Below are 26,795 nucleotides of genomic sequence, written 5' to 3'. Positions count from 1 at the left end.
TCATTCGCGAAAGCGGCGATCCAGACGACAGAGATGCGTCGAATGTACCGACCTCTTCGCGAATGAATTCGCTCCCACAAAATTCACTCCCAGCGAATCCATTACTACCGGGTTCGCCCGCCGGGAATCAACGCAGCTCCAGTACATCCTGCATATCGTACAGCCCCGGCGCCTGACCATCGAGCCAGATAGCGGCGCGAACGGCGCCCTTGGCAAAGGTCATGCGACTGGACGCCTTGTGGGTGATCTCGACGCGCTCGCCATCGGCGGCGAACAGCACAGTGTGATCACCGACGATGTCCCCGGCCCGCACGGTAGCAAAACCGATGGTCTGACGATCACGTGCACCGGTCTGCCCTTCGCGCCCGTAGACCGCCACTTCACTCAAGTCACGACCCAGGGCATTGGCCACCACTTCACCCATGCGCAACGCCGTACCCGACGGCGCATCGACCTTGTGCCGGTGATGCGCTTCGCTGATCTCGATATCCACGTCATCACCCAACACCCGCGATGCAGTGTCGAGCAGCTTCAGGCACAGGTTCACACCGACGCTGAAGTTGGCGGCGAAGACAATCGGAATATCCTTGCCGGCTTCGACCAGACGCTGCTTTTCTTCAGCACTGAAACCCGTGGTGCCGATGATCATGGCCTTGCCCGCCTTGCGGCAGAAAGCCAGGTTCTTCAGGGTCACCGACGGGTGAGTGAAGTCGATCAGCACGTCGAACTCGTCAGCCACATGGGCCAGGTCGCCCGACAGTTGCACACCGATGCGCCCCAGGCCCGCCAGCTCACCGGCATCAGCGCCGATCAGCGTGCTGTCCGGCTTGTGCACGGCAGCGGTCAGACCCGCGCCAGGCGCCTTCTGCACCGCTTCGATCAGGGCCTTGCCCATGCGCCCGGCGGCGCCCATCACAGCAATACGTCGCATAACCCGCCCCTTACAAATCGCCGAAGAAACGCTTCACACCCTCGAACCAGCCACTGGCTTTCGGGGAATGCGTGTTGTCGCCCTCAAGGGAGGTACGGAACTCTTCGAGCAATTCGCGCTGACGACGACCCAGGTTGACCGGAGTCTCGACGGCAACACGGCACATCAGGTCGCCCGCACCGCCGCCACGTACAGGGGCAACGCCCTTGCCGCGCAGACGGAACTGCTTGCCAGTCTGAGTACCTTCAGGGATTTTCAGCTTGACCCGACCATCCAGGGTCGGCACTTCCAGCTCGCCACCCAGGGCCGCATCGGTGAAGCTGATCGGCACTTCGCAGTACAGATGCTTGCCGTCGCGCTGGAAAATCGCGTGCTCGCGCACATTGATCACCACATACAGGTCGCCGGTCGGGCCACCCTGAGCTCCCGCCTCGCCTTCGCCCGACAAGCGAATGCGGTCGCCGGTATCGACACCTGGCGGCACCTTGACCGACAGCGTCTTGTACTCTTCGATACGGCCTTCGCCGTTACACGAATCGCATGGATCGGAAATGATCTTGCCGTGACCATGGCAACGCGGGCAGGTCTGCTGCACCGAGAAGAAGCCCTGCTGCATGCGTACCTGACCAATACCGCCGCACGTCGGGCAAGTGATCGGCGACGAGCCTTTCTTCGCACCGCTGCCATCGCATGGCTTGCAGTTGACCAGCGTCGGAACACGGATATTCACGGTCGTGCCGCGCACCGCTTCCTCGAGATTCAGCTCCAGGGTATAGCGCAGGTCACTGCCACGCTGAGCGCCGCCACGACCACCGCCCTGACCCCGGCCACCGCCGAAGAAGTCGCTGAACACATCACCGAAGATATCGGAGAAGTTCGCGCCACCGGCACCAAATCCGCCACCGCCGCCACCCATGCTCGGGTCGACACCGGCATGACCGTACTGATCATACGCCGCTCGCTTGCTGGCATCGGAAAGCACTTCATAAGCTTCGTTGGCCTCCTTGAAGAGGTCCTCCGACGCCTTGTCGCCAGGGTTGCGGTCAGGGTGATGCTTCATCGCCAGACGGCGATAAGCCTTCTTCAGGTCTGCTTCACTGGAGCCGCGCTCCACTCCCAGCACTTCGTAAAAGTCACGCTTCGACATAATTCATTTGCACTCTTGAGGACGTCCGGCAAACGCTCCTGAGGGCGCACGGACGTGATCCATGCACCAAAAAATTCTGATGTTCCAGACACGCCAACGCGGGAGCAAGCTCCCGCGCGGCGACATCCTACCAGCCACCGCACGAATGCAGTGAACCGGCTTTCAAGTGAGCCTGCGCTTACTTGTGTTCTTTGACTTCTTCAAACTCGGCATCAACGACGTCGTCGGCGTGCTTGGTTTCTTCCTGGCCAGGTTGCTGTGCACCGGCTTCAGGCTTCTCGGCAGCATCCGCGTACATCTTCTGGGCAACCGGTGCCGAGACCTTGGACAGCTCTTCGATCTTGGCTTCGATGGCCGCCTTGTCGTCGCCTTTTACAGCGGCTTCCAGGGCTACTACAGCCGTTTCGATCGCTGCTTTCTCATCAGCGGTCACCTTGTCACCGGCATCGCTGACCATTTTGCGAGTCGAGTGAACCAGTGCATCACCCTGGTTACGGGCAGAGGCCAGTTCTTCGAACTTGCGGTCTTCCTCAGCGTTCACTTCGGCGTCACGCACCATCTGCTGGATTTCTTCCTCGGACAGACCGGAGTTGGCCTTGATCACGATCGACTGTTGCTTGCCGGTCGCTTTGTCCTTGGCACCTACGTGCAGGATGCCGTTGGCGTCGATGTCGAAGGTCACTTCGATCTGCGGCACGCCACGTGGCGCCGGTGGAATCTCGGCCAGGTCGAACTTGCCCAGGGACTTGTTCTGACCGGCTTGCTTACGCTCACCTTGCAGCACGTGAATGGTCACAGCGCCCTGGTTGTCGTCGGCGGTCGAGAACACTTGCGATTTCTTGGTAGGAATCGTGGTGTTTTTCTCGATCAGCGCAGTCATCACGCCACCCATGGTTTCGATACCCAGGGTCAGCGGGCTGACGTCCAGCAGCAGGACGTCCTTGACGTCGCCGGCCAGTACCGCGCCTTGAATCGCAGCACCCATGGCAACAGCTTCGTCAGGGTTAACGTCTTTACGCGCTTCTTTGCCGAAGAACTCGGTAACGGTCTTCTGCACCAGCGGCATACGGGTCTGGCCACCGACCAGGATCACGTCGTTGATCTTGTCGATGTCGATACCGGCGTCTTTCAGCGCGATACGGCAAGGCTCGACGGTACGTTGAACCAGGTCTTCAACCAGAGATTCCAGCTTGGCGCGGGAGATCTTCACGTTCAAGTGCTTGGGACCGGTTGCATCTGCAGTGATGTACGGCAGGTTGACGTCGGTCTGCTGCGAAGAGGACAGCTCGATCTTGGCTTTTTCAGCGGCTTCTTTCAGGCGCTGCATGGCCAGCGGGTCGCCCTTGAGGTTCATGCCGCTTTCTTTCTTGAATTCGTCGACGAGGTAGTCGATCAGACGAATGTCGAAGTCTTCACCACCGAGGAAGGTGTCGCCGTTGGTTGCCAGTACTTCAAACTGGTGCTCGCCATCGACTTCAGCGATTTCGATAACCGAAACGTCGAAAGTACCGCCACCCAGGTCATAAACGATGACAGTGTGGTCGCCTTTGGCCTTGTCCATACCGTAGGCCAGTGCGGCTGCAGTAGGTTCGTTGATGATGCGTTTTACGTCCAGGCCAGCGATACGGCCGGCGTCTTTGGTCGCCTGACGCTGGCTGTCGTTGAAGTAGGCCGGAACGGTGATGACCGCTTCAGTCACAGGCTCGCCCAGGTAATCCTCGGCGGTTTTCTTCATCTTTTTCAGGATTTCAGCCGAGATCTGTGGCGGAGCCATTTTCTGGCCGTTCACTTCAACCCAGGCGTCGCTGTTGTCAGCCTTGACGATCTTGTAAGGGACCATCTGGATGTCTTTCTGTACCACTTCTTCGTCGAAACGACGGCCGATCAGGCGCTTCACCGCGTACAGGGTGTTGTGCGGGTTGGTCACAGCCTGACGCTTGGCCGACTGACCGACGAGGATTTCACCGTCGTTGGCGTAAGCGATGATCGAAGGCGTGGTGCGAGCGCCTTCGGCGTTCTCGATGACCTTGGCCTTGCCGTTTTCCAGAATAGAGACGCAGGAGTTGGTGGTCCCCAGGTCGATGCCGATAATCTTGCCCATCTTGATTACTCTCCCGAAACTTTGAATTTGGTTGCCGCAACTGCGTTTACAAATTGCGGTAGCTCTTTAAACGCATGGCCTGTTAATGGGGGCCAATCAGCTGATTTCAAGCCTTCTCGTCAATTGACGGCGTAGCAGGCGACGGTGCCTTGCTGACCACGACCATGGCCGGGCGCAACAAACGACCATTGAGCTGATAACCCTTCTGGAACACCTTGAGGACACTGTTAGGCTCGACGTCAGCGCTTTCCTGCATGGCCATGGCCTGATGCATTTCGGCGTTGAACGGCTGGCCGTGAGGATCAATGGCTTCAAGCTGGAAGCGCTTGAGGGTGTCCTGGAACATTTTCAGCGTCAGCTCGATGCCTTCGCGCATCGGGCGGATGCTTTCGTCATCCGGGTTGGACAGGTCCAGACCGCGCTCCAGGCTGTCGATGATCGGCAGCAAGTCACCGGCAAACTTCTCCAGGGCAAACTTGTGAGCCTTCTCGACATCCTGCTCGGCGCGGCGACGGATGTTCTGCAAATCCGCAGCGACGCGCAGAGCCTGGTCCTGTGCGGTAGCCAATTGCTCTTCCAACACTTGCACGCGGGTTACCAATTCTTCGCCGGACACCGCCTCGTTAGTTTGGTCTTGAGCCTGCGCATCCAGATTCTGTTCGTCAGCCATAGATTTCTCCTTTCAAATACGTCCGCGAGCTCAACTCGCGCTTCTGCCCCCCTATATGGGAGCGGTTTTTTCAGCTTCAAGGGCCGGATACCGCTGATCACCAACATATCCTCACAATATTTCCGGCCTTGGCCGTCATGGCCCGAAACAAACAAAATTACCCGACGGACTAAAAAGCATTGCCACCCAAGCAAATCGAGCTAAGGCCGGGCATTGTCAATGCAGAACAAAGCACTGTATAAATAACCAGATAAATCCATGGGAGCCACTCCATGCTGGTACATCTTTCCGTACACAATTACGCCATCGTCGAACATCTCGATCTCGAACTGGATCGCGGCATGAGCGTCATTACCGGCGAAACCGGCGCCGGCAAATCGATCATGCTCGATGCCCTGGGCCTGACCCTGGGCGATCGCGCAGACAGCGGAGTGGTCCGCCCCGGCGCCGACAAGGCCGATATTCTGGCCACCTTCGACCTGGCCGACATTCCCGAGGCCCGCGACTGGCTCGCCGAACGCGACCTGGACAACGACGGGCCGTGCATCCTGCGCCGGGTCATCACCGCCGAAGGGCGTTCGCGCGCCTATATCAACGGCACACCCTGCCCCCAGGGCGACCTCAAGGCCCTGGGCGAGCTGCTGATCGATATCCACAGCCAGCATGAACACCAGTCCCTGCTCAAGACCGACACCCATCGCCGCCTGCTCGACGAGTACGCCGGGGCCACCGATCTGGCGCGCCAGGTACACCTGGCCGCCCAGCGCTGGCGCCAGACCCGCCAGGAGCTGGAACGCCTGTCCAACTCCGGTGACGAGCAACGCTCGCGCCATCAGTTGCTCAGCTATCAACTGGAAGAGCTGGAAAGCCTGAGCCTGGGCGAAAACGAGTTGTTGGAGCTGGAGCAGGAACACAAGAACCTGACCAACGCCGAAAGCCTGCTGAGCATCTGCCGACAAGTGGTCGAGCAGTGCAGCGAGAGCGATTCCGGCAATGTGCTCAACGCCCTGACCGCCAGCCTGCATCGGCTCAGTGGCGTGAGCAATTCCCCGACTGCGCTGAATGAAGCCACCAACCTGCTGGCCAGCGCGCAGATCCAGGTGGAAGAAGCCGTCGGCGAGCTCAATCGCTTCCTTGATCACTTCGATGCCGATCCGGCGCGCCTGCAGCAGCTTGAGGAACGCCTCGACGCGATCTACACCCTGGCGCGCAAGCACCGCATCCAGCCCACCGAAGTCGCCACACTGCAACAGAAGCTGCTGGATGAAATCGAGACCCTCAACGCCAACGACGAAACCATCGAACGCCTTGAGCACGAACTGGCGTCCTTTGCCCGGCACTATCAGGAAAAGGCCCGGGAGCTCAGTGACCGGCGGCATCAGGCGGCAACCGGGCTGGCCAACGCCGTGGAACTGGAAATCCAGCGTCTGGGCATGCCGGGCGGCCGCTTCAACATCGAATTGCGCCCCAATACCGGCAAGGATCTGTTGCCCAATGGCCTGGAACAGGTCGAACTGCTGGTCAGCGCCAACCCCGGCCAGCCCCTCAAGGCCCTGGCCAAAGTGGCATCCGGCGGCGAACTGTCGCGTATCAGCCTGGCCATCCAGGTGATTACCGCCCAGACCTCGCGGATACCGACCCTGGTCTTCGACGAAGTGGACGTCGGCATCGGTGGCCCGACGGCGGAAATTGTCGGGCAGTTGCTACGCCGCCTCGGTGAACGAGGGCAAGTCATGACCGTAACCCATTTGCCTCAGGTAGCGGCCCAGGGCCATCAGCATTTATTCGTGCACAAGGTTCGGGACAGCGAAGCGACGCGTACGGCGGTATCCAGGCTCAGCAAGACCGAACGCATTGAGGAAGTGGCACGGATGCTTGGCGGCATCGACCTGACCAAGGAATCCCTGGCTCACGCGAAGAAGATGGTGATGGCCGCGAAGGTTTAACGCCCAACAAGGGCGCTGACGGCGAAATACAATTATGAAAGCGAATTGTGGGAGCGAATTCATTCGCGAAGAGGCCGGCACACTCGGCACATTGCTGTTGTCTAGACCACCGCTTTCGCGAATGAATTCGCTCCCACAAAAGCGGCGTTTACCCAATTCCGATCTTCAAAAAGCACAAAGGCGACCCTGAGGTCGCCTTCGCTGCAGCTATAAAAAGACTTACGCCTTCTTTTTACGCACGTAGAGCACGAGGTTGTGGTCAACAAGCTCATAACCGTGCTTCTCGACGATCGCCTTCTGAAGCTTCTCGATTTCTTCTTCGAAAAATTCGATCACCTCACCAGACTCCACGTTGACCATATGGTCGTGGTGGCCGCCGTCAGCCAATTCGAATACCGCATGACCGCCGTCGAAATTGTGGCGAACCACCAGTCCGGCAGCTTCGAATTGAGTCAGGACACGGTAGACCGTGGCCAGGCCAACGTCCTCGCTAGCTTCCATGAGCGCCTTGTACACATCTTCTGCGCTCATGTGACGCTGCTCGGCGGAATCGAGCATCTGTAGAATCTTGACCCTTGGCAGGGTCACTTTTAATCCGGCTTTACGGAGTTCGCTATTTTCAACCATGGTCAGCTTTCTCGCAGACGCTGCTTCGCAGCTTCTCTTAATGCAGGTATGATCGGGGTTTACGTTGTCCCAGCCAAGATAGTGGAAGTCGCCCACCGATGCAAAACACCAAGCTCCTGCTAACCAGTTTCACCCTCGTGGGACTGCTCGCACTCGCCGGTTGTTCATTCCCCGGGGTTTATAAAATCGACATCCAGCAGGGCAATGTCGTCACGCAAGACATGATAGACCAGTTACGGCCGGGAATGACCCGCCGACAAGTACGGTTTATCATGGGTAATCCCCTGCTGACCGATACGTTCCATGCGGATCGGTGGGATTATCTCTACAGTCTGCAACCTGGCGGCGGCGAACGCCAACAGGAACGCATGACGCTGATCTTCAACAGCAACGACCAACTGGTCAGCCTGAACGGCGACTTCATGCCCGGCGTCAGCCGCGATGAAGCCATCCTTGGTAAAGGCACTGATACAACAGTTGCGCCAACCGACAAAGCTGCTCCGGCAAAACCGGATGCACCGGCCAAGCCTGGTTCGCTGCTGCAACAGATCCAGAACGACGTGGACAAAGTGGAAACCGTCCCGGTCCCCGTCCAGGAACCGCTGGATACCAACCCGCGTTAATATGTGCGGCGTACAGCAAAAAGCCCGGCATGCCGGGCTTTTTTGTGTCTGCCTGATTCAGCGCCTCAAGAAGACTCGCCATCGGCACGAGCCTTGGCCGCCTTGGCCGCACGCAAACGCCGGATTTCCTTGGGGTCCGCGAGCAGAGGCCGATAGATCTCCACACGATCGCCAGCTTCCAACAGCCGCTGTTCAGGATTACCGATCACTTTTCCGAAAATCCCTACAGCGCACTGGGAAATGTCCAGGTCGGCAAACTGCTCCTGTATTGCAGAAGCCTGGATTGCCTGACGAGCGGTAGAACCACCCGGCAGCTCAAGACTGATCAATACCTGGCGGTCGGCCATGGCACAGACCACCTCGACCTCGATCAGTACCTCAGGCATTCAGTTCTTTCGCCCGCTGGCAAAAAGCATCTACCAGGGTATTGGCCGCCTGATTGAACAGCGGCCCCAGGGTCGCACGCACGATGGGCCCGGCGTAGTCGAAAGACAGATCCAGGCTGATCTTGCAGGCCTTGTCGCCCAAAGCCTTGAAGGTCCAGACACCATGCAACTGGTTGAATGGCCCCTCGACCAGATCCATCACGATGGACTCTCCCGGCACCAGGGTATTGCGGGTCACAAAGCGCTGGCTCAAGCCGCCCTTGGCGATCTCCAGGCTGGCGCGCATGTTCTCATCGCTGGCATCGAGCACCACCGCAGAGGAGCACCAAGGCAGGAACTCGGAATATCTCGCGACATCGTTGACCAGGTCGTAGAGCGCCCGCGCCGGGTAAGGCAGCAAGGCCGAGCGTTGAATATGTGTAGTCATGTCAGCGTCATTTCCAAAGCTGAGCGGCAAAGACAACCAGAATGCCGATCGGCGCAACATAGCGCATCAAAAAGAACGTTGTGGCGAACAGAACAGGGCTGCGAATCGACAACTCGTCGCGCACTGCCTTCGTACCCATCACCCAACCTGCGAACAGTACAAAACACAATCCACCCAGCGGCAACATGATCCGCGAGGTGAAGAAATCGATGACCCCGAAGAAATCCAGGCCTTTTTCCGCGCCCCACTGGTAGAGATGAAAGCCATTGGCATCGTTCACGAAAAACTTGGCTTTCTGCCAGATGTTGAACGAGAACACCGTCCCCAGACCGACAAACCAGCAGCTGAAGGCCAGCCAGAACGTCACCCAGGCGCGGCTGACTTTGGTCCGCTCGACCAGATAAGCCACCATTGGCTCCAGCAGGGAAATCGCAGAACTCCAGGCGGCAATGGCCACCAACACGAAGAACACTACCCCCATCACCTGGCCAAAGGCTACGTTACCGAACGCATAAGGCAAGGTCACGAACATCAGGCCAGGGCCTTCACTGGGGTTCAAACCGGCCTGGAACACGATGGGGAACAGCGCCAGCCCGGCCAGCAGCGAGACAAAGGTGTCGAGCAGGGCCACGCCGACGACGGTCGAGCTGATCGAGGCGCCCTTGGTCATGTAGGCGCCGTAGATCATGATCGAGCCCACGCCGACGCTCAGGGAAAAGAACGCATGCCCCATGGCCGGCAGCAAGCCATCGAGGACCTTGTCCGGATTGAAGTCGAACATGAAATGCACGCCTTCCATGAAGTGCCCGGTGGTCAGGCTGTAGCCCAGCAGAATGATCATCAGCAGAAACAGCAACGGCATCATGATGCGCAGGCTGCGCTCAAGCCCGGCGACCACGCCCTTGGCGATCACCACCGCCGACAGCAGCATGAACGCCGTATGCCAGGCGGTCAGCCGCCAGGGGTCGGCAATCACTGCGCCGAAATAGGCGCCGACCTTGTCCGGGGTCACGCCCTGAAAATCGCCACGGCCCATATCGATGATGTAGTCCAGGGACCAGCCACCCACCACGCTATAAAAGGACAGGATCAGCAACGCCGTGATCATCCCGGCAAAGGCGCCCCATGACCAGCGCGCCGAATGCCCGGCTTCCAGCGCCAGCACCTTCAACGCATTGGCCGGGCTCAGGCGGGCGCGGCGACCGATCAGGGTCTCGGCCATCATCACCGGGATGCCGATCAGGGCGATACAGGCCAGGAACATCAGTACGAACGCGCCGCCGCCATAGACGCCGACCATGTACGGAAACTTCCAGATACTGCCCAGCCCGACCGCTGAACCCGTTGCCGCCAGAATGAACACCCAGCGACTGGCCCAACTTCCATGGACCGAAACCTTATCCGTCGACATCGCACCCACGCCCAACCAAAAAAGAGCGCGCATTGTCCGGGATTCAATCAACGTGCTCAAGCACGCAGGTTACCCATAGCCGACAATGCCGCGACTCCCTATAATGCGTCCCCTATGGCTAAGCTCAAGAAACATCCCACAGGGACCATCGCGCAAAACAAAAAGGCGCGACACGATTACTTCATCGAACACAAGTTCGAGGCCGGTCTGGTCCTGGCTGGCTGGGAAGTAAAAAGCCTGCGTGCCAACAAGGTACAGCTGGTCGACAGTTATGTGCTGCTCAAGGATGGCGAGGCCTGGCTGATGGGTAGCCATATCTCGCCACTGACGACTGCCAGCACACACGTCATCGCTGACCCGACACGCACCCGTAAACTGCTGCTCAACCAGCGCGAGCTGGAAAAGCTCATTACCTCGGTGTCGCAGAAAGGCTATGCCTGCGTGGCCCTCTCCCTTTACTGGAAAGCGCACTTGATCAAGTGCGAAATCGCTCTGGGCAAAGGCAAGAAGGAGTACGACAAGCGCGACACCGAGCGCGAACGCGACTCCAATCGCGAGCTGCAACGCGCCGTGCGCAACAAGGGCAAGGACGAGTAGGGCACGATCAGCCCTGCCGCCTGGTTTGCATGGCCGATTGTGGGAGCGAATTCATTCGCTCTGTCTGCGTCAGGTGTTGCGGCCAGCGATTTACCTGGCCGATTCAGGCAGCTGCATCGTCATCGGTTCTAATGAGGTGTAGATGTTGTGGGAGCGGATTTATCCGCGAAGAAGTGTGCACAATCACGATATTTTCGCGGATGAATCCGCTCCCACATAATTTGCGATACCTCGTAAGCAACACTTAATGCAGACAGAGCCAATTCATTCGCGAAAGCGGTATTCCAGACGATGACAATCTTCTGGGTGTACCGACCCCTTCGCGGATAAATCCGCTCCCACAATACATCTACAGCGATCTCACATTCCGTTGCGCCGCTCCGCCCTGGCCGCGCGCTGCACCTGCTGGCGCACCTCTTCCAGCACCTCCTGCACATACAACAGATGCCGTGCCGAGACTTCCCGCGCGTCCTGGGCACGCCCTTCCATGATCGCCGAATAAAGCTCCCGATGCTGATCGATCAGCATGTCGCGGGTTTCCGTGCGTTGTTTGTACATGCCACCGATATTGGTCACCACGTTGCGCTTGAGCAGGTCGAACAGGCCGCGAATGGTGTGCAGCAGCACAGCGTTATGGCTGGCCTCGGCAATCGCCAGATGGAAGTTGGCATCTGCGGCCCCCTCTTCCGCCCGGCTGACTTCATCGACCCGGGTGTAGCAATCCTGCAGGGTCTCGAACGCCGCCTTCAAACGCTCGCGGTCCACGTCCGTGGCGCGGACGGCCGCGTAGTAGGCGCAGGACACTTCAAGGGTCTGGCGAAACTCCAGCAGATCGCGCTGGGCATCAGGGCTGCTTTCCAGCAGATGCAGTAGCGGGTCGCTGAATGTCGAGCCGAGGTTTTCCACCACATAGTTGCCGCCACCCTGGCGACTGACCAACAGGCCCTTGGCCGTCAGCTTCTGAATCGCCTCACGCAGGGAGGGACGCGACACGCCGAACCGCTCGGCCAGTGCACGCTCGGCGGGTAAACGACCGCCCGACTTCAATGTTCCTTCCAGGATCATTCTTTCCAGCTGCTCGACAATATCGTCAGACAAACGGCGCTGACGCACCTGATCAAACCCCATAACCCTCACTCCACATCCCCGAAGAATTGCCGGGACCGCCTATTCTGGCTGATTGACGGCGCGCAAGCACCCTCCAGATATCGCCACAGACAGCCCATCAGACGCATATCGACGGGCAACCTCGACCAAAGTTTAAGAGAGACAAATTGACACACCACAGACAAGGCTTTTAACCTAGCGACCAGCCATTGTAAATTGGTATTACCAATTATCCAATGCCAGTGTTCGGGGGACGGGCACTGCAAGACCTTTCACACAATGAAAGGCTTTATAACTGGTGACCGTTACGGCGGACTCCGGGCCTAACCAAAAACAATTAGGGGCCATCCCACATGCAAACCTGGCAGCAGATCTACGCACCTCTCGGCAGTCTCGGTCTATCCGCACTCGCGGCATTGATCCCCATCGTTTTCTTCTTTCTGGCCCTGGCCGTGTTCCGGCTCAAAGGCCATATCGCCGGCAGTATTACCCTGGCACTGTCGATCCTGGTGGCGATCTTTGCCTTCAAGATGCCCGCCGACATGGCTTTCGCAGCGGCCGGTTACGGCTTTGCCTATGGCCTGTGGCCCATCGCCTGGATCATTGTCGCGGCGGTATTTCTCTACAAACTGACCGTCAAGAGCGGCCAGTTCGAAATCATCCGCAGCTCGGTCATGTCCATTACCGATGACCAGCGCCTGCAAGTGCTGCTGATCGGTTTCTGCTTCGGCGCCTTTCTCGAGGGTGCGGCAGGCTTCGGTGCACCGGTTGCCATTACTGCGGCATTGCTGGTGGGCCTGGGCCTGAACCCGTTGTATGCAGCGGGTCTGTGCCTGATTGCCAATACCGCGCCGGTAGCGTTCGGCGCATTGGGCATTCCGATCATCGTGGCCGGGCAAGTCTCGGGCATTGATGCGTTCAAGATCGGCGCCATGGCAGGCCGTCAACTGCCGCTGCTGTCGCTGTTCGTACCGTTCTGGCTGATGTTCATGATGGACGGCCTGCGCGGCGTCAGGGAAACCTGGCCAGCCGCCCTGGTGGCCGGTGCCAGCTTCGCCGTGACCCAATACCTGACCTCCAACTTCATTGGCCCGGAACTGCCGGACATCACTTCGGCACTGGTCAGCCTGGTTTCCCTGACCCTGTTCCTTAAAGTCTGGCAACCGGCGCGGGAATCCGACGCAGTCGTGGTCGGCAGCGGCGGTGCAGCACTGGCCGGCGGCCCCGGTGGCAGCTTTACCGCGCCACGCAGCCGCGTTGCCTCGCCTTACACCAGCGGGCAGATTTTCAAGGCCTGGTCACCGTTCCTGATCCTCACCGTGATCGTCACCATCTGGACCCTGAAACCCTTCAAGGCCCTGTTCGCCGCAGGCGGCGCGCTGAAAGACTTCACCATCAGCTTCGTGGTCCCGCACCTCGATCAACTGGTGATGAAAGCCGCGCCTATCGTTGCCGCCCCCACGGCGATGCCAGCGATCTACAAGTTCGACATCATCGCTGCCTCCGGCACCGCCATTCTGCTGTCGGCGCTGCTATCGATGGTCATCCTGCGCATAAGCGCAAAAACTGGTCTGACCACTTTTAAGGAAACACTGATCGAACTGCGCTGGGCCATCGTCTCCATCGGCATGGTGCTGGCCTTCGCCTTCGTCATGAACTACTCAGGCATGTCATCGACCCTGGCCCTGGTGCTGGCGGGAACCGGCGCGGCCTTCCCGTTCTTCTCGCCGTTCCTCGGCTGGCTGGGCGTGTTCCTGACCGGCTCCGACACCTCGGCCAACGCCCTGTTCGGCTCACTGCAAGCCACCACCGCACACCAGCTCGGTATCAGTGATGTGCTCACCGTGGCGGCCAACTCCAGCGGTGGCGTCACCGGCAAGATGATCTCGCCGCAATCCATCGCTGTCGCCTGCGCCGCCACCGGCCTGGTCGGCAAGGAATCGGACCTGTTCCGTTTCACCCTCAAGCACAGTCTGTTCTTCGCCACCATCGTCGGCTGCATTACTTATGCACAGGCGTACTGGCTGACTGGCATGCTGGTGCACTGATAGCCTCACCCCGGACGCCGCAGCCCGCCTGCGGCGCCCCCCATTCTTAAACCAGTCCGGCCCACCGGACGGATATCCGGGACCACCCAGTCAGCCCCGGAAAAAACGCCTGATGATCCTGGAGTAGCCATGAGTCTGCCCGCAGCCTTTATCCGCGAAGCCCAACGCCTGATCCCGGCGCAACGGCGCTTCGATGACCCGCTCTCGACCCTGGCCTTCGGCACCGACGCCAGCTTCTATCGACTGATTCCCAAGCTGGTGATCCGCGTCGAATCCGAGGACGAAGTAGTCGCCCTGCTGAAACTGGCCCAGGCCGAAAAAGTCCCGGTAACCTTCCGCGCCGCAGGCACCAGCCTGTCCGGCCAGGCGATTACCGACTCGGTGCTGCTGGTGCTGGGGGATAACTGGAACGGTCGTGAAGTCCGCCAGCAAGGCGCGCAGATTCGTTTGCAACCCGGGGTGATCGGCGCCCAGGCCAACGCCTGGCTGGCACCATTCGGGCGCAAGATCGGCCCTGATCCGGCCTCGATCAACGCCTGCAAGATCGGCGGCATCGTCGCCAATAATTCCAGTGGCATGTGCTGCGGCACAGCCCAGAACAGCTATCACACCCTGGCCGGTATCCGCGTGGTCCTGGCCGACGGCACGCGCCTGGACAGCGAAGACCCGGCCAGCGTCGCGGCCTTTCGCGCCAGCCATGGCGACCTGCTGGAACACTTGGCCCGCCTGGGCCGTGAAACCCGCGCCAACACTGAACTGGCAGCAAAAATTCGGCACAAATACCGCCTGAAAAACACCACCGGCCTGTCGCTCAATGCCCTGGTCGACTTCGATGAGCCATTGGATATCCTCAGCCACCTGCTGGTCGGCTCCGAAGGCACCCTAGGCTTCATCAGTGCGGTGACCTACGACACCGTACCCGATCACCCGCACAAAGCCTCGGCGCTGATCATCTTCCCCGATGTGGAAATCTGCTGCAACGCCGTGACCGTACTGAAAAGCCAGCCAGTCTCCGCCGTCGAACTGCTCGACCGGCGCAGCATGCGCTCGGTGCAGGACAAGCCCGGCATGCCCGCCTTCGTGCGCGAACTGTCGGACAACGCCTGCGCCCTGCTGATCGAAGCCCGCGCTGCGTCGCAAGCACTGCTGCACGAGCAACTGGCGCAGATCATGGCCTCCCTGGCGCCCTTCGCCGTGGAGAAGCAGGTCGACTTCACCGAAGACCCGCAGGAAAACGCCCGCCTCTGGGCCATACGCAAAGACACCTTCCCCGCCGTCGGCGCCGTGCGCCAGACCGGCACCACGGTGATCATCGAAGACGTGACCTTCCCGGTAGAACAACTGGCCATCGGCGTACGCCGTCTGATCGAGCTGTTCGACAAACACCATTACGACGAGGCGATCCTGTTCGGCCATGCGCTTGAGGGCAACCTGCACTTCGTCTTCACCCAGGGCTTCGACAACCCCGAACAAGTAGCGCGCTATAGCGCCTTCATGGAAGACGTCGCGCAACTGGTGGCAGTGGAATTCGGTGGCTCGCTCAAGGCCGAACACGGCACCGGCCGCAATATGGCGCCCTTCGTCGAGCTGGAATGGGGCCACGACGCCTATCAGTTGATGTGGCAGCTCAAGCGCCTGCTCGACCCCAACGGCATCCTCAACCCCGACGTGGTGTTGAGCACCGACCCACAGATCCACCTGAAGAACCTCAAGCCGCTGCCCGCTGCCGACGAGATCGTCGACAAGTGCATCGAGTGCGGCTTCTGCGAACCGGTCTGCCCCTCCAATGGCCTGACCCTGACCCCACGCCAGCGCATCGTCATCTGGCGCGATATTCAGGCAAAAAAACGCGCCGGCATCGACACCACCGAGCTGGAACGGGACTACCACTACCAGGGCATCGACACCTGCGCCGCCACCGGCCTGTGCTCACAACGCTGCCCCGTGGGGATCAACACCGGCGAACTGGTGAAAAAACTGCGCAGCCGCGAAGCCCACCACGACAAGACCGCCACCTGGCTGGCCGACCACTTCAAGACGGCCCTGCAAGGCGCACGCTTTACCCTGCATGCCGCCAATGGTGCACGCATGCTGCTGGGCGCGCCGCGCCTGGCAAAAATCTCCGCAGCGCTGACCAGGGTCTCAGCCGGTCGCGTCCCGCAATGGACCCCGGCCATGCCCCAGGCCGAACAGGCCATCCGCATCAGCCCGGTGGTTGAAGATCAGCGGCCACGGGTGGTCTATCTGGCGGCCTGTGTATCACGGGTCATGGGCCCGGCGGCGGGCGATCGCGAGCAAATGTCGCTGCTGGACAAAACCCGCGGCCTGCTGGAAAAAGCCGGTTATCAGGTGGTGTTCCCGGACAACCAGGACAGCCTTTGCTGCGGCCAGCCGTTCGCCTCCAAGGGCTACAACGAACAGGCCGACGCCAAGCGCGACGAACTGCTCGCGGCCCTGAGCAAGGCCAGTCGCGGCGGCCTCGATCCGATCTACTGCGACACCAGCCCCTGCACCCTGCGTCTGGTCCAGGACCTCAAGGATACCCGCCTCGACCTCTATGACCCGGTGCGTTTCATCCGCACGCATCTGTTGGACAAACTGACCTTCACCCCACAGCAACAACCCATTGCCGTCCACGTGACGTGCAGCACCCAGCACCTGGGCGAAAGCCAGGCGCTGATCGAGCTGGCGCGGCTGTGCAGCGTCAACGTGGTCATTCCCGAAGGCATTCACTGCTGCGGCTTTGCCGGCGACAAGGGCTTCACCCAGCCCGAACTCAACGCCCACTCACTGCGCACCCTCAAGAACGCCGTGCAGTACTGCGAAGAAGGCATCTCCACCAGCCGCACCTGCGAAATCGGCCTGACCCGCCACGGCGGCATCGATTACCACGGGCTGGTCTACCTGGTAGATCGCGTGACCCAACCGCGCCGGGCGTGATTTGTAACAAATCCATTCACAAGACCGGGATAGAACCGGCTTTAGCCGCGAGAGCAATCTCACGGCCAAAGCCGCTTATCCCACAATCAGCACAACACACTGAATTAAAACGATATTTTGTATGAGCCAGCTTGCTGGCGATCAAGCGCAAAGCGCTCGCAAAGGCACCCGTGACTGACCTGACGCCATCGCCAGCAAGCGAAGCCACCGACGACCATCACTCCTTCCCAGCGCAAAATAAATAGAACCCCTGCGAACCACCACAGTCATCTATTTAAGCCCCTCAACCAGACGGGGCTTATTTCTGACTTTGGATTCGGCCCTCATAGACCGGTCAAACCAGGTCCACAGGCCAAGGAGATACACATGAAACGTACCGTATTCGCTGGATTGTTCCTCACTACCGCACTGTTGGCTTCCCCGGTATTTGCCGCTGACAATCTGTGTGGTGCCAATCTGCAGACCCTCAAGGACGCACACACCTCGTCCAGCACCAACCAGAGCACTGAAACGAAAGCGGAAATCGAAAAAACCATTAAGGCAGCCACAGCTGCACAAACAGCTGGCGATGATAAAAAATGCATCGAGCTGACCACCAAGCAAATCAGCGAGCTGAAAAATACCGGCTCCGGCACCGACGGCGGCACCGCCAAGTAAAGGCTGATCCATTGGCCGAAGGGGCTCTCGACGAGCCCCCTTCGCCACTGGCAAAATGCAACACGGGTCGACGCAAGCTATTGATTGGCGTAGACTCCACCACCTGGCTGCTTCTGGCAGCCACTGGGGCCGATTAGGATTCGACGCCGGTGATGAAACTTTAGGTGCATGCCGACTTGGTAACAGAAGTCGTAAATCCACTGTTGCAACTACTTATAGTTGCCAATGACGACCATTACGGGGAACAAGCTCTCGCTGCGTAAGCGGCGCTAGCCTTCCTCCTGGTACCTTCGGGTCCAGCAATCACTAGGGGATGTCTGTAAACCCGAAGTGATTGTCATATAGAACAGAATCGCCGTGCAGTACGTTGTGGACGAAGCGGCTAAAACTTACACAACTCGCCCAAAGCACCCTGCCCGTCGGGTCGCTGAGGGTTAACTTAATAGACACGGCTAAGCATGTAGGACCGACAGCGGAGTACTGGCGGACGGGGGTTCAAATCCCCCCGGCTCCACCAAACAAGCTATACAAATCAGGCACTTAGCGAATCTCGCAAGTGCCTTTTTTTGTGCCCATAGCGGCTGATTTGGCTCGGTTATGCCAGCTTTATTACAGCCTGCCTGCCCACGAAGCCCATCCTTGGCTGTCGCCTTTATCTCAACAACCGACAAAACGTTTTCCGTCGCTTTTCCGGTTTGAAAACGCGCCACAGCGGTCTGTGAGCGTTTTTAAATCTGTGTCGGCTTACACGCAGAGACCCACACATGCCGACACATAAGCCAGCAACCAGCGTTGCGACTCACTCTTCAGCGAAGTAATCACTGTCCAGTTGCTTCACTTCATAAACCTGTTTAACGCTCACACCCAGGTTGTTTTCCACCATCAACCGCGCCAGCGCAACTCCGTCGATCAATACCACCTTGATGTCCAACCCCAGCGCCGCAGTACGAGCCCCCTCGGAAAACTCCGAGGTCGTGATGAACACGCCCTTGCGCGCACGCTGACGAGTCAGTGCGCCGATAAATTTGTCGATCTCTGGACGATGAACCGTGTTGGTCCAGCGCTTGGCCTGCAGATAGATAACGTCGAGGCCGAGCTTGTCTTCTTTGATGATGCCGTCGATACCGTCATCATTGGTCGCTCGGGTCGCCTTACCAGCCTCTTTACGCGAGCCGCCGTAACCCATGGCGATCATGAGATCGACTACCAACTGTTCAAAGAAGCTGGGGGTGGCTATCCGGACTTGCGTCAGCAGCTCATCCGCCAGGGACTGCATCAGAGCTTGATGCGCCTCGGCTAACTGTTCGTCTGGCGTGGTTTCGGAAATACTCACGTTTAGCAGGGAGGGAGCGTCAACTGATTGCGGTTTGGTCGTATGGAAGTCCGCAAACTCGGGAAACTGCTTCAACCAGCTCACAGTGATGCGCTGTGGACCATTGGTCAAAGCATCAAGGCCACGCGGGGTAATTTGCACCATTCCCTTGGCCGGAATGCACAGCAACCCAGCCTTATTCAAATAGGTGCGAGCCCAACCTACTCGGTTGTTGATCACCGTCTGCTGGCCTGAGGGTAGGCGCTCCTTGCGTTCGTTCTCGGTCAACTGAAACTGATCGGCCACCCGCTCGCGCAATTCATTGAGCGGCAGCGGCGCACCGTTCTGCACGGTGCTCAGCACTGGGCGCATCACACTTTGAAAGTCCGGAATTGCCACTATTACTCCTTAATCTTACCGGCTGTTTTAGGCGTCGCCCACGCGAGTCTCATCGAGGCTAGCTACGCTCTTGAGCATTTTCAAAATCACCAGCGCAAACGCGCGGCTCTTCTTTTCGTTATCCAATACTTCCAGTGACAGCTTCTCGTGGTCGGTCATGGCGTCCAGCACGGTGTCGAGGACGCGCTTGGGAAACAGGCCGTGCATCACTTGCTCCACCGAGTGGTTGTTCACCTGGGCCATCACATCTTCCTGACGGCTGATGCGCTGGGCGATGCCGGTGAGGAACTGCAGCTGGTCGTCGTCGCTTACCTCGGCACCGAAGATATCGTTCAGCGCCTCGATGATTTCCGACAGGCGCTTTTTCTCCGGGTCATGCGGCTTGCCGCTGCCCACGTCGCTACCCGGTTTTAGCTGGTATTCGCCGTCTTCCTCGCTGAGGCGCAATTGATGCTCGGCGCGCTTGCTCAGGCGGTAGTGGCTCAGTTGCAGCTCGGCCACGTCCACGTCGTCTTGTTGCAGGCGGTCCACGCGCAGCAGCGGGTGCAGGTGCTTGGCGTACACGCACAGCTGCTCTAGTTCACGGTCCTCATACGGCACGATTTGCGATAGGAACTCATACAGGCGCACAAAGCTCTGCAGGTTCTTGCGGAACAGATCGAGCTGGTCCACCTGCTCGCCAGCTTCTTTCAGCGCGTGCTCGGCTTTTTTCAGGCCGGCGCTGTCGCCGTTGGCTTCGGCGGTGCGCTTGTAATCCAAGGCCTGCTGACGCGACTCCGTGGAGAAGGCATAACGCTTGGCAAAGCGCTCCTTGGCCGGCGTGCAGTAATAGCTGAGCTTGCTGGCCGCTGCCTTGGGGTCGAAAAAGGCCACGGCGAACGCCTCGACCTCCTGCCAGTGATAGATGCCCTCGGCATCCAGCGTCTTCTGCAGGTCATAGATGATCTGCGGGTCGGTCACGTCGGTCAGTTCGGCCTTAGTGTAGTACGGCAAGAAGGCGTCGAGAATGTCCTGCGGCTCGTTGAAGAAGTCGAGGATGAAGGTTTCCTTGCTGTCACCGAAGGTACGGTTCAGCCGCGACAGGGTTTGCACGCAGTCCACGCCTTGCAGCTTCTTGTCCACGTACATGGCGCACAGCTTGGGCTGATCGAAGCCGGTCTGGTACTTGTTGGCGGCGATCATCACGTTGAAGTCCTGGGTGTCGAAGGCCTGTGCTAAGTCGCGGCCATTCAGGCCGGCGTTAAGCAGGCTGCTGCTTTCCGTCACCTCTTCGGGGATCACCTCATCCGGCAACACGCTGCCGGAGAACGCCACCAACGGGTGCACATCGTTGTAACCCATCTGCTGCACATAAGCCTTCACTGCCAACTGGTAACGCACTGCCTCCTGACGGCTGCTGGTCACTACCATGGCCTTGGCCTGACCACCCAGCAGGCCACGGATATTGGCGCGGAAGTGCTCGACGATCACCTCGACCTTCTGGCTGATGTTGTAAGGGTGCAAACGCACCCAGCGGGCCAGCTTGATACGCGCCTTTTTGCTGTCTACCTCGTCGTCTTCGCCATCCGGGTGGGCGATCTTCCAGGCGGTGCTGTAGGTGGTGTAATTGCGCAGCACGTCGAGGATAAAACCCTCCTCGATGGCCTGGCGCATGGAGTACAGGTGAAACGCCTCTGGTTTGTTGCTAGCACTGGCCGGCAGTGTCGGATCGGCCGGGCGACCGAATAGCTCCAAGGTCTTGGCCTTGGGCGTGGCGGTAAAGGCGTAGTAGCTGATGCGCTCGTTCGGTTGGCGCGCCTGCACGGCCGCGTCCAGCAGCTCTTCGGCGCTGACCTCTTCGGCATCCAACGCATCACTGCCGAGAATCTGTTTCAGCTTGCTGGCCGATGAGCCGGTTTGCGAGGAATGCGCCTCGTCGGCAATTACCGCATAGCGCCCGCTGGCCAGCTTGGGGTACTTGTCCAGGGCATCAAACAGCGCCGGGAAGGTCTGGATGGTGACGATGATAATGCGCGTCTGCTCAGCCAACGCCTCGGCCAGTTGTTCGGATTTGCTCTGGTTGCCGACATCCCGGCTGATCGGCTTGACCACGCCCTGCGCGTGCTCGAACTGGTAGATGGTGTTCTGCAACTGGCTGTCCAGCACCGTGCGGTCGGTGACCACGATCACCGAGTTGAACAAACGCTGGCCGGCCTCGTCGTACAGCGAGGCCAGTTGATGGGCGGTCCAGGCGATGGAGTTGGACTTGCCCGAGCCGGCGCTGTGCTGGATCAAATAACGCTGGCCCGGCCCTTCGGCGCGGGTGGTGTTGATCAGCCTGTTGACCACTTCCCACTGGTGGTAACGCGGGAAGATCATCGACTCTTTGGTCACCGGCGTGCCGTCGAAGCCTTCGCTGGTTTTCTTGTCCAGGTGCAAAAAGCGCCCCAACACCTTGAGCCAAGCATCCGGCTGCATCAGGCGTTGCCACAGGTAACTGGTGACGTATTGGCTGTCGTCATCCGGCATAGGGTTGCCCGCGCCGCCTTCCGCGCTGCCGAGGTTGAACGGCAGGAAGAAGGTGTCTTTACCCTCCAGCTTGGTGGTCATCGCCACTTCGTTCTGGCCGACTGCAAAGTGCACCAGCGCGCCGCGTTTGAAGGTCAGCAACGGCTCGGGTTTGCGCGTGAGCGGGTCCTTTACTGGGCGGTCGTAGCGATACTGGCGTTTGGCGTTTTCCACCGACTGTTTGAACTCGCTTTTCAGCTCCAGCGTGGCGGTTGGGATGCCGTTGACGAACAGCACCAGATCCAGCCGTGGGTTGTAGCTCTGCCCATCGCTGCCGGCTTCACGTGCATGTGGCGAATAAGACACCTCCGGCACCACGCGCAGGCGGTTGCAGCGGTAGCGTTTCAAGGTATCCGGGTTCATGCCGTGGTCGGGCTGGAAGCTGCACAGCTCCACCTTTACCGCCGGCAGCTTGAAGCCATGGCGCAGCACATCCAGGGTGCCGCTCTGCTCCAGCTCGCGCACCAGCTTTTGCACCAGCACATCATCCGGGTTGTTCGGGTTGGCCTTGGCAAACTTGTCCCAACGCTCCGGCCAGGCGTCCTTGAAGTAACCCAGCACGTCTTCGGTATACAGCGCCGTGCGCCGGTCGTAGCCGCTGGCGGTGCCGACCAGCCAGCCTTGGGCGGCCAGGGCGACGATAATGTCCTGCTGAAATTGCGCTTCCTTGCTGTCCGCCATTTATACGGCCTCTGCTTGTAATACGGGGGCTTGCGCGCGGGCCGGTGGCTGCCAGCCGCGCACGTCGATTTTGCCGGTGACAGCGGCGGAGATTAGGGCGGAGCGGCGTTCGTAGAGAAGGCTTACATTTTCATCAGCTGAAAAAATTAACTCGTCGAGGAGCGAAGACTTTGAGTCAACGAACTGACAAATCGCCACCTGCTCAGCAAGCGGCGGAAGTGGAAGCGGATAAGCCCGGATGTCACTACAAGTTATAGCCGCTTTAGTGCTCCCCCAGTCAGCTGAATCGTGACGAAGCCGGCAGTAATTGGCTTTTAACCAATCATGAAGAAAGGTAGGAAGTAACTCACTTCCTCTAGGCTCTATAAATGCAACATGCTGATTGATCGTCGCTTCAATTTCAGTGATGGTCACCATGCCCCGAGTCTTGCCCTCGCCTGTGATTGCCATCAGAACACTGCCGGGCTTAACAATTGGGAGAGCACACTCTTTTAATGCCTGACTTGTGACAAATTGATCAGCTTCATCCACCCGCTCCAAATTGACTTTTGAGCTATTCAGCCAAGGGTAATGTCCGTCGTCCCAGTAGCCTTGATTATCTCTTGCTGGTGTACAGCCGTTACCGACTATGCACTGCCAACCTACTCGGGTTAGTTCCCAATGCGCCGGCACCTCGCCTAACCACTCCACGCCAGAGTCTTTCATAGGTACCGTCGGGTCGATGCCTTTGGTGACTGCGTGGGAGATCACGGCCTGGCGCTTTTCCTTGAGCAGTTCGATCAGGCGTTGCTGCTCTTCGATCAGCGCGTCGATGCGGGTGGTTTCGTGATCGAGGAAGCGGGCGATTTGGGTTTGCTCGGCTGTTGTAGGAATCCAAGCAATACCTCCACGAAGAATTTCCTGAGTAACACTGAATACCTTGACCCCTTTTACGCCCATACGTAACTGGGTTCTGAAGGCGAAAGACTCTAAGCAATAGGCAAGAAACCGTGAACTTACATCCGAATCCAAGCTGTAGATAATCGTGTGATAGCCAGCGAAAAGAGGTTCCAAGCCTGACACATGAGTGAAATTGCCGACGCCTTCAAGGTCTTCCGAGGTATCGGCAAACACAAAATCGCCGTAGCTAATATAAGAAGATGGCTCTGTTTCCAGATACTCCGCAGGCACGCATTTTAGAGCCTGTATGTCTTGGTTCACCTCGAAAGGATACAAGGAGTGAACTTCACCATAGTTCAGACAAGGGATACCTGTATCAGTTAAATCTGCCTTTGTTATCGTCAACCCCTTTCTAAAGCGACCGAGATACCTGAGCGGTTTAACACCCCAATGTTCAGGTACAACCCCTAGCCACTCGACCCCAGAATCCCTGTAGTCCGGATACGCTGGAAACGTCATGCCGACAGCCCCTCAATCATCTGTTTGATACGGTCGGTGCAGGCTTTCAGGTCGCTATCGATCTCGGCCAACGGGCGCGGTGGTTGGAACACATAGAAATGGCGGTTAAAGGGAATCTCGAAACCGACAATGCCGACCTCACCATCCTGCGCATCGGTTTTGCTCTCGTCGATCCAGGCATCCGGCACATGGGGGATGACTTCGCGCAGGAAGTAGTCGTGCACCGATTCGCCCAACGGCACGTTCTCGTTGTCGCGCAGGCCAGCGTCGGCTTCCGGCTGGCCTTTGGTCATGCAGATATCCGCCTCGGGGTCGCGCTCGCTCAGGACGCTCATCAGGGCTTTTAGCTCCGGCGTGCGAAGGCTGACGCTGTGCGCGGTGAGGGCTTTTTTCAGCAGTTTGCTGAACTGCTCGCGGTTGCGGTGCAGTTGGCTGGCATCGATGGATTGCAGGGCAGCCAGCAACTGTTGCTGGGCGGCGCTGTCGAGCTTCTGCAGGGCTTTTTCTTCCAGCACTTTAGCGATGCGCTCGGCGCTGGTTTGGAAGTTCAGCCGCAGCGGGCGCTCGACGGTGATACGGCGGTAGCCGAAGGCTTCGATCGGGAAGATTTTGCTCTGTGCGGTTTGCTCGAAGCTGCCATACAGGCGCACCAGCTCGCTGATTTGCTCGTCGGTGATGTACTGGCGCTTGCTGCCCAGCGACTTGCGCATCTTGGCGTAGTGCTGGCTGCCGTCGATCAACTGCACCTTGCCCTGGCGCGCACTGGTTTTGTGGTTGGAGAGAATCCACACATAGGTGGCGATGCCGGTGTTGTAGAACATGTCCGTCGGCAACGCGACGATGGCTTCGACCAGATCGTTCTGCAGCAGGTAGCGGCGAATCTCCGACTCACCCGAACCCGCGCCGCCGGTAAACAGCGGCGAACCGTTGAGGATGATACCAATGCGCGAGCCACCGTCGCGTGGGTCACGCATCTTGCTGACCAGGTGCAAGAGGAACAGCAGCGAGCCGTCGGACACACGCGGCAGGCCCGGGCCGAAGCGACCGTCGAAGCCCTTGTGGCTGTGTTCGTCGGTGATCTGCTTTTGCACCTTCTTCCATTCCACGCCGAACGGCGGGTTGCTGAGCATAAAGTCGAAGTGATGTTCTGGGCCGGCCAGTTGGTCGTTGGACAGGGTGTTGCCGAGTTTAATGTTCTCGACCTTCTGCCCTTTAATCAGCATGTCCGCCTTGCAGATGGCGTAGGACTCGGGGTTGAGCTCCTGGCCGTGCAGCGACACGCTGACCTTTTCGCTGATGGACTGGATGTACTCATCACCCTCCGACAGAAAGCCGCCCGTGCCAGCGGTTGGGTCATAGATGGTGACGATGCTGTTGGGCGCGAGCTTGTGGTGCTGATTGGTAATCAGCAAGGATGTGGTGAGGTGCACGATATCGCGCGGGGTGAAGTGCTCACCGGCGGTTTCGTTGGAGCTTTCTGCAAACTTGCGGATCAGCTCTTCGAAGATGATGCCCATACCGAAGTTGCTGATGACCTCGGGCTCCAATGGTGCGACGGCGAAGCGCTGCACCACTTGATACAGCAGGTTGGCGCTTTCCAGCTGATGAACGAAATCTTCAAAGTGGAAATGCTCGAATATTTCGCGGGCATCCTTGCTGAAGGCCTGCACGTAACTCATCAGGTCGGCGGCGGTCTGGGTGTCGGACAGCGTGCCAAGGGTCAGCGGTGAGGCGTTGAAGAACTGCTGACCGGCCGCGCGCAGCAGGATCATCTCACGCACGGTATCGGGGCGGCCTTCTTGAGCGAAGGTCTGCTTAATCACCTCTTCCTTGGTCGGCGCGAGCACGCACTCCATCCGGCGTAACAAGGTAAACGGCAGGATGATGCGGCCGTATTGCGATTGCTTGAAGTCACCGCGCAACAGATCGGCAATGGACCAAAGAAACGCGGCCGTCTGGGAATGATTTTCCGTGTTCACGCAACAATTCCTTGGAGTAGGGGCAAAACCGCGATTCTAACACCCGAGGGTGCCTACCAGGAGCGTCCGCTTAGGTTGTGAACGATCGCCGAGCGCAATGCCGCTAATCGCCGGGTTTGTCAGTTTTGACAACTAGCTATAGGCAGGTCGTCGCCAACTAGGGTGCAAAAGGTTCTGAATGAATCGAGTGAAAACGGAGGATTGAAGTGGCTAGTATTCCAATTGGTATTGCAGCCAAAAACAAAAATCGAAATTAACGCCATAAATCAATAAACTGCCGAACCAACTCAACTTACCCCGCCCTACCAAACAATCTATAAAAATCAGCCACTTAGCGAATATCGTAAGTGCTTTTTTATGCCTATATGGGCTGACTTGGCTCGGCTATGCCAGCTTAATGCCAGCTTTTGTACTGAGGATGTAGTGCACACGTCAGCATCCCACCTGCACCCCACCCGCCGCTCGTGCTCTATCTTCGCAAACCGATGCTGCGCATCCAGATAATCAGCAAAGTCGTTGATGTGCACGCCGCAGGCCAACTTCTGGCTTTCTTCCCCCCGATCAGCGGCTGGCGATGACGTATGAGTGGGCCTGGCAGCGGCTACTTGCGCCCGGTTCCACGCCATGACCTCGGCCTTGCCCCACTCCACGCCTCGCCCGCCCTGCTTGACCTGTCGCGGAAATGCCCCGGCCCTGGCCACCTCATAAATATTGGTGGTGCCGATGCGGGTCAATGCTTTCACGGCCGGCCGCCTGATGAGTTCAATTGGCTCGCCTTTCAATGCCGTGTTCATTTACTGCTCCGTCCCGCGCGGCCGGCGAAGGGTTTATTCGGTGGTGGTCGCGATGGTCGCCTCGAAC

20 protein-coding genes and 1 other RNA gene are annotated in these 26,795 nt (G+C 58.8%); 7 read left to right on the top strand and 14 right to left on the bottom strand.

Translation table 11 applies throughout. The annotated features are described in order from the left end of the window. Positions 1-127: 127 nt before the first annotated feature. The 4 genes from dapB to grpE all read right to left on the bottom strand — a co-directional run bounded on the left by dapB (position 128) and on the right by grpE (position 4,849). The gene (gene dapB, locus ACCD02_RS16995; RefSeq protein ID WP_413304027.1) at positions 128-931 is read right to left on the bottom strand and encodes a 4-hydroxy-tetrahydrodipicolinate reductase; all 804 of its coding nucleotides are present in this window, start codon (positions 929-931) and stop codon (positions 128-130) included. Between the two features lie 10 nt (positions 932-941). Further along, the gene (dnaJ, locus tag ACCD02_RS16990; protein ID WP_413304024.1) at positions 942-2,078 is read right to left on the bottom strand and encodes a molecular chaperone DnaJ; all 1,137 of its coding nucleotides are present in this window, start codon (positions 2,076-2,078) and stop codon (positions 942-944) included. A gap of 178 nt (positions 2,079-2,256) precedes the next feature. Then, positions 2,257-4,179, bottom strand: a complete 1,923-nt coding sequence (gene dnaK, locus ACCD02_RS16985; protein WP_413304021.1) for a molecular chaperone DnaK — start codon at positions 4,177-4,179, stop codon at positions 2,257-2,259. 106 nt (positions 4,180-4,285) lie between these two features. Further along, the gene (gene grpE, locus ACCD02_RS16980) at positions 4,286-4,849 is read right to left on the bottom strand and encodes a nucleotide exchange factor GrpE (RefSeq protein ID WP_413304018.1); all 564 of its coding nucleotides are present in this window, start codon (positions 4,847-4,849) and stop codon (positions 4,286-4,288) included. A 272-nt stretch (positions 4,850-5,121) separates the two neighbouring features. Here grpE and recN point away from each other — a divergent pair, with 272 nt between their 5' ends. After that, positions 5,122-6,795 carry a DNA repair protein RecN gene (gene recN, locus ACCD02_RS16975; RefSeq protein WP_413304016.1) on the top strand — a complete coding sequence of 558 codons (1,674 nt, stop codon included), beginning with the start codon at positions 5,122-5,124 and terminating at the stop codon, positions 6,793-6,795. 219 nt (positions 6,796-7,014) lie between these two features. Here recN and fur read toward each other — a convergent pair whose 3' ends face one another. Beyond that, positions 7,015-7,422, bottom strand: a complete 408-nt coding sequence (gene fur, locus ACCD02_RS16970) for a ferric iron uptake transcriptional regulator (protein ID WP_413304013.1) — start codon at positions 7,420-7,422, stop codon at positions 7,015-7,017. A 98-nt stretch (positions 7,423-7,520) separates the two neighbouring features. On the opposite strand from fur, the gene ACCD02_RS16965 reads away from it, so the two are divergent. Beyond that, complete coding sequence (locus tag ACCD02_RS16965) at positions 7,521-8,045, top strand: outer membrane protein assembly factor BamE (protein ID WP_413304011.1); 525 nt, start codon at positions 7,521-7,523, stop codon at positions 8,043-8,045. A gap of 65 nt (positions 8,046-8,110) precedes the next feature. On the opposite strand, the gene ACCD02_RS16960 is transcribed toward ACCD02_RS16965, so the two are convergent. From ACCD02_RS16960 to ACCD02_RS16950, 3 genes are read right to left on the bottom strand one after another with little or no spacing between them, the layout of a single operon-like run. Beyond that, positions 8,111-8,431, bottom strand: coding sequence for an RnfH family protein (locus tag ACCD02_RS16960; RefSeq protein ID WP_413304009.1), 321 nt, complete (start codon positions 8,429-8,431; stop codon positions 8,111-8,113). After that, complete coding sequence (locus ACCD02_RS16955) at positions 8,424-8,858, bottom strand: type II toxin-antitoxin system RatA family toxin (protein WP_413304006.1); 435 nt, start codon at positions 8,856-8,858, stop codon at positions 8,424-8,426. Before ACCD02_RS16955 ends, ACCD02_RS16960 begins: the two co-directional genes overlap by 8 nt. Positions 8,859-8,865: 7 nt before the next feature. Further along, complete coding sequence (locus tag ACCD02_RS16950) at positions 8,866-10,269, bottom strand: sodium-dependent transporter (protein WP_413304156.1); 1,404 nt, start codon at positions 10,267-10,269, stop codon at positions 8,866-8,868. Between the two features lie 114 nt (positions 10,270-10,383). Here ACCD02_RS16950 and smpB point away from each other — a divergent pair, with 114 nt between their 5' ends. Further along, the gene (gene smpB, locus ACCD02_RS16945; RefSeq protein WP_413304003.1) at positions 10,384-10,866 is read left to right on the top strand and encodes an SsrA-binding protein SmpB; all 483 of its coding nucleotides are present in this window, start codon (positions 10,384-10,386) and stop codon (positions 10,864-10,866) included. A gap of 360 nt (positions 10,867-11,226) precedes the next feature. Here smpB and ACCD02_RS16940 read toward each other — a convergent pair whose 3' ends face one another. Then, a complete protein-coding gene (locus tag ACCD02_RS16940; protein WP_413304000.1) occupies positions 11,227-11,994 on the bottom strand; it encodes a GntR family transcriptional regulator in 768 nt (255 codons plus the stop codon). Positions 11,995-12,326: 332 nt separating this feature from the next. Between ACCD02_RS16940 and ACCD02_RS16935 the strand changes: the two genes are divergently transcribed. The 4 genes from ACCD02_RS16935 to ssrA all read left to right on the top strand — a co-directional run bounded on the left by ACCD02_RS16935 (position 12,327) and on the right by ssrA (position 18,135). Next, complete coding sequence (locus ACCD02_RS16935) at positions 12,327-14,021, top strand: lactate permease LctP family transporter (protein WP_413303997.1); 1,695 nt, start codon at positions 12,327-12,329, stop codon at positions 14,019-14,021. Positions 14,022-14,150: 129 nt separating this feature from the next. Next, entirely contained in the window at positions 14,151-16,961 is a 2,811-nt protein-coding gene (locus ACCD02_RS16930) for an FAD-binding and (Fe-S)-binding domain-containing protein (protein ID WP_413303994.1), read from the top strand. Between the two features lie 366 nt (positions 16,962-17,327). Continuing rightward, positions 17,328-17,618, top strand: a complete 291-nt coding sequence (locus ACCD02_RS16925; protein WP_413303992.1) for a hypothetical protein — start codon at positions 17,328-17,330, stop codon at positions 17,616-17,618. 125 nt (positions 17,619-17,743) lie between these two features. Beyond that, positions 17,744-18,135, top strand: a transfer-messenger RNA (tmRNA) gene (ssrA, locus tag ACCD02_RS16920). Positions 18,136-18,417: 282 nt separating this feature from the next. Here ssrA and ACCD02_RS16915 read toward each other — a convergent pair. From ACCD02_RS16915 to ACCD02_RS16895, 5 genes are all read right to left on the bottom strand, one after another. Then, positions 18,418-19,329: a restriction endonuclease gene (locus ACCD02_RS16915; RefSeq protein ID WP_413303989.1), complete on the bottom strand. Its 912-nt coding sequence runs from the start codon at positions 19,327-19,329 to the stop codon at positions 18,418-18,420. Between the two features lie 27 nt (positions 19,330-19,356). Then, complete coding sequence (locus ACCD02_RS16910) at positions 19,357-22,557, bottom strand: type I restriction endonuclease subunit R (RefSeq protein WP_413303986.1); 3,201 nt, start codon at positions 22,555-22,557, stop codon at positions 19,357-19,359. Continuing rightward, entirely contained in the window at positions 22,558-23,955 is a 1,398-nt protein-coding gene (locus ACCD02_RS16905; protein ID WP_413303984.1) for a restriction endonuclease subunit S, read from the bottom strand. After that, positions 23,952-25,934: a type I restriction-modification system subunit M gene (locus ACCD02_RS16900; protein WP_413303982.1), complete on the bottom strand. Its 1,983-nt coding sequence runs from the start codon at positions 25,932-25,934 to the stop codon at positions 23,952-23,954. The genes ACCD02_RS16905 and ACCD02_RS16900 overlap by 4 nt, the downstream gene beginning before the upstream one ends. A gap of 323 nt (positions 25,935-26,257) precedes the next feature. Beyond that, positions 26,258-26,728 carry a helix-turn-helix transcriptional regulator gene (locus ACCD02_RS16895; RefSeq protein WP_413303980.1) on the bottom strand — a complete coding sequence of 157 codons (471 nt, stop codon included), beginning with the start codon at positions 26,726-26,728 and terminating at the stop codon, positions 26,258-26,260. Between the last annotated feature and the right edge of the window lie 67 nt (positions 26,729-26,795).

The organism is Pseudomonas sp. Pseusp88, assembly GCF_047303955.1.
Lineage (GTDB): Bacteria > Pseudomonadota > Gammaproteobacteria > Pseudomonadales > Pseudomonadaceae > Aquipseudomonas.
The sequence above is the reverse complement of the archived record's forward strand: the minus strand, read 5'-3'. Positions and strand labels throughout refer to the sequence as shown.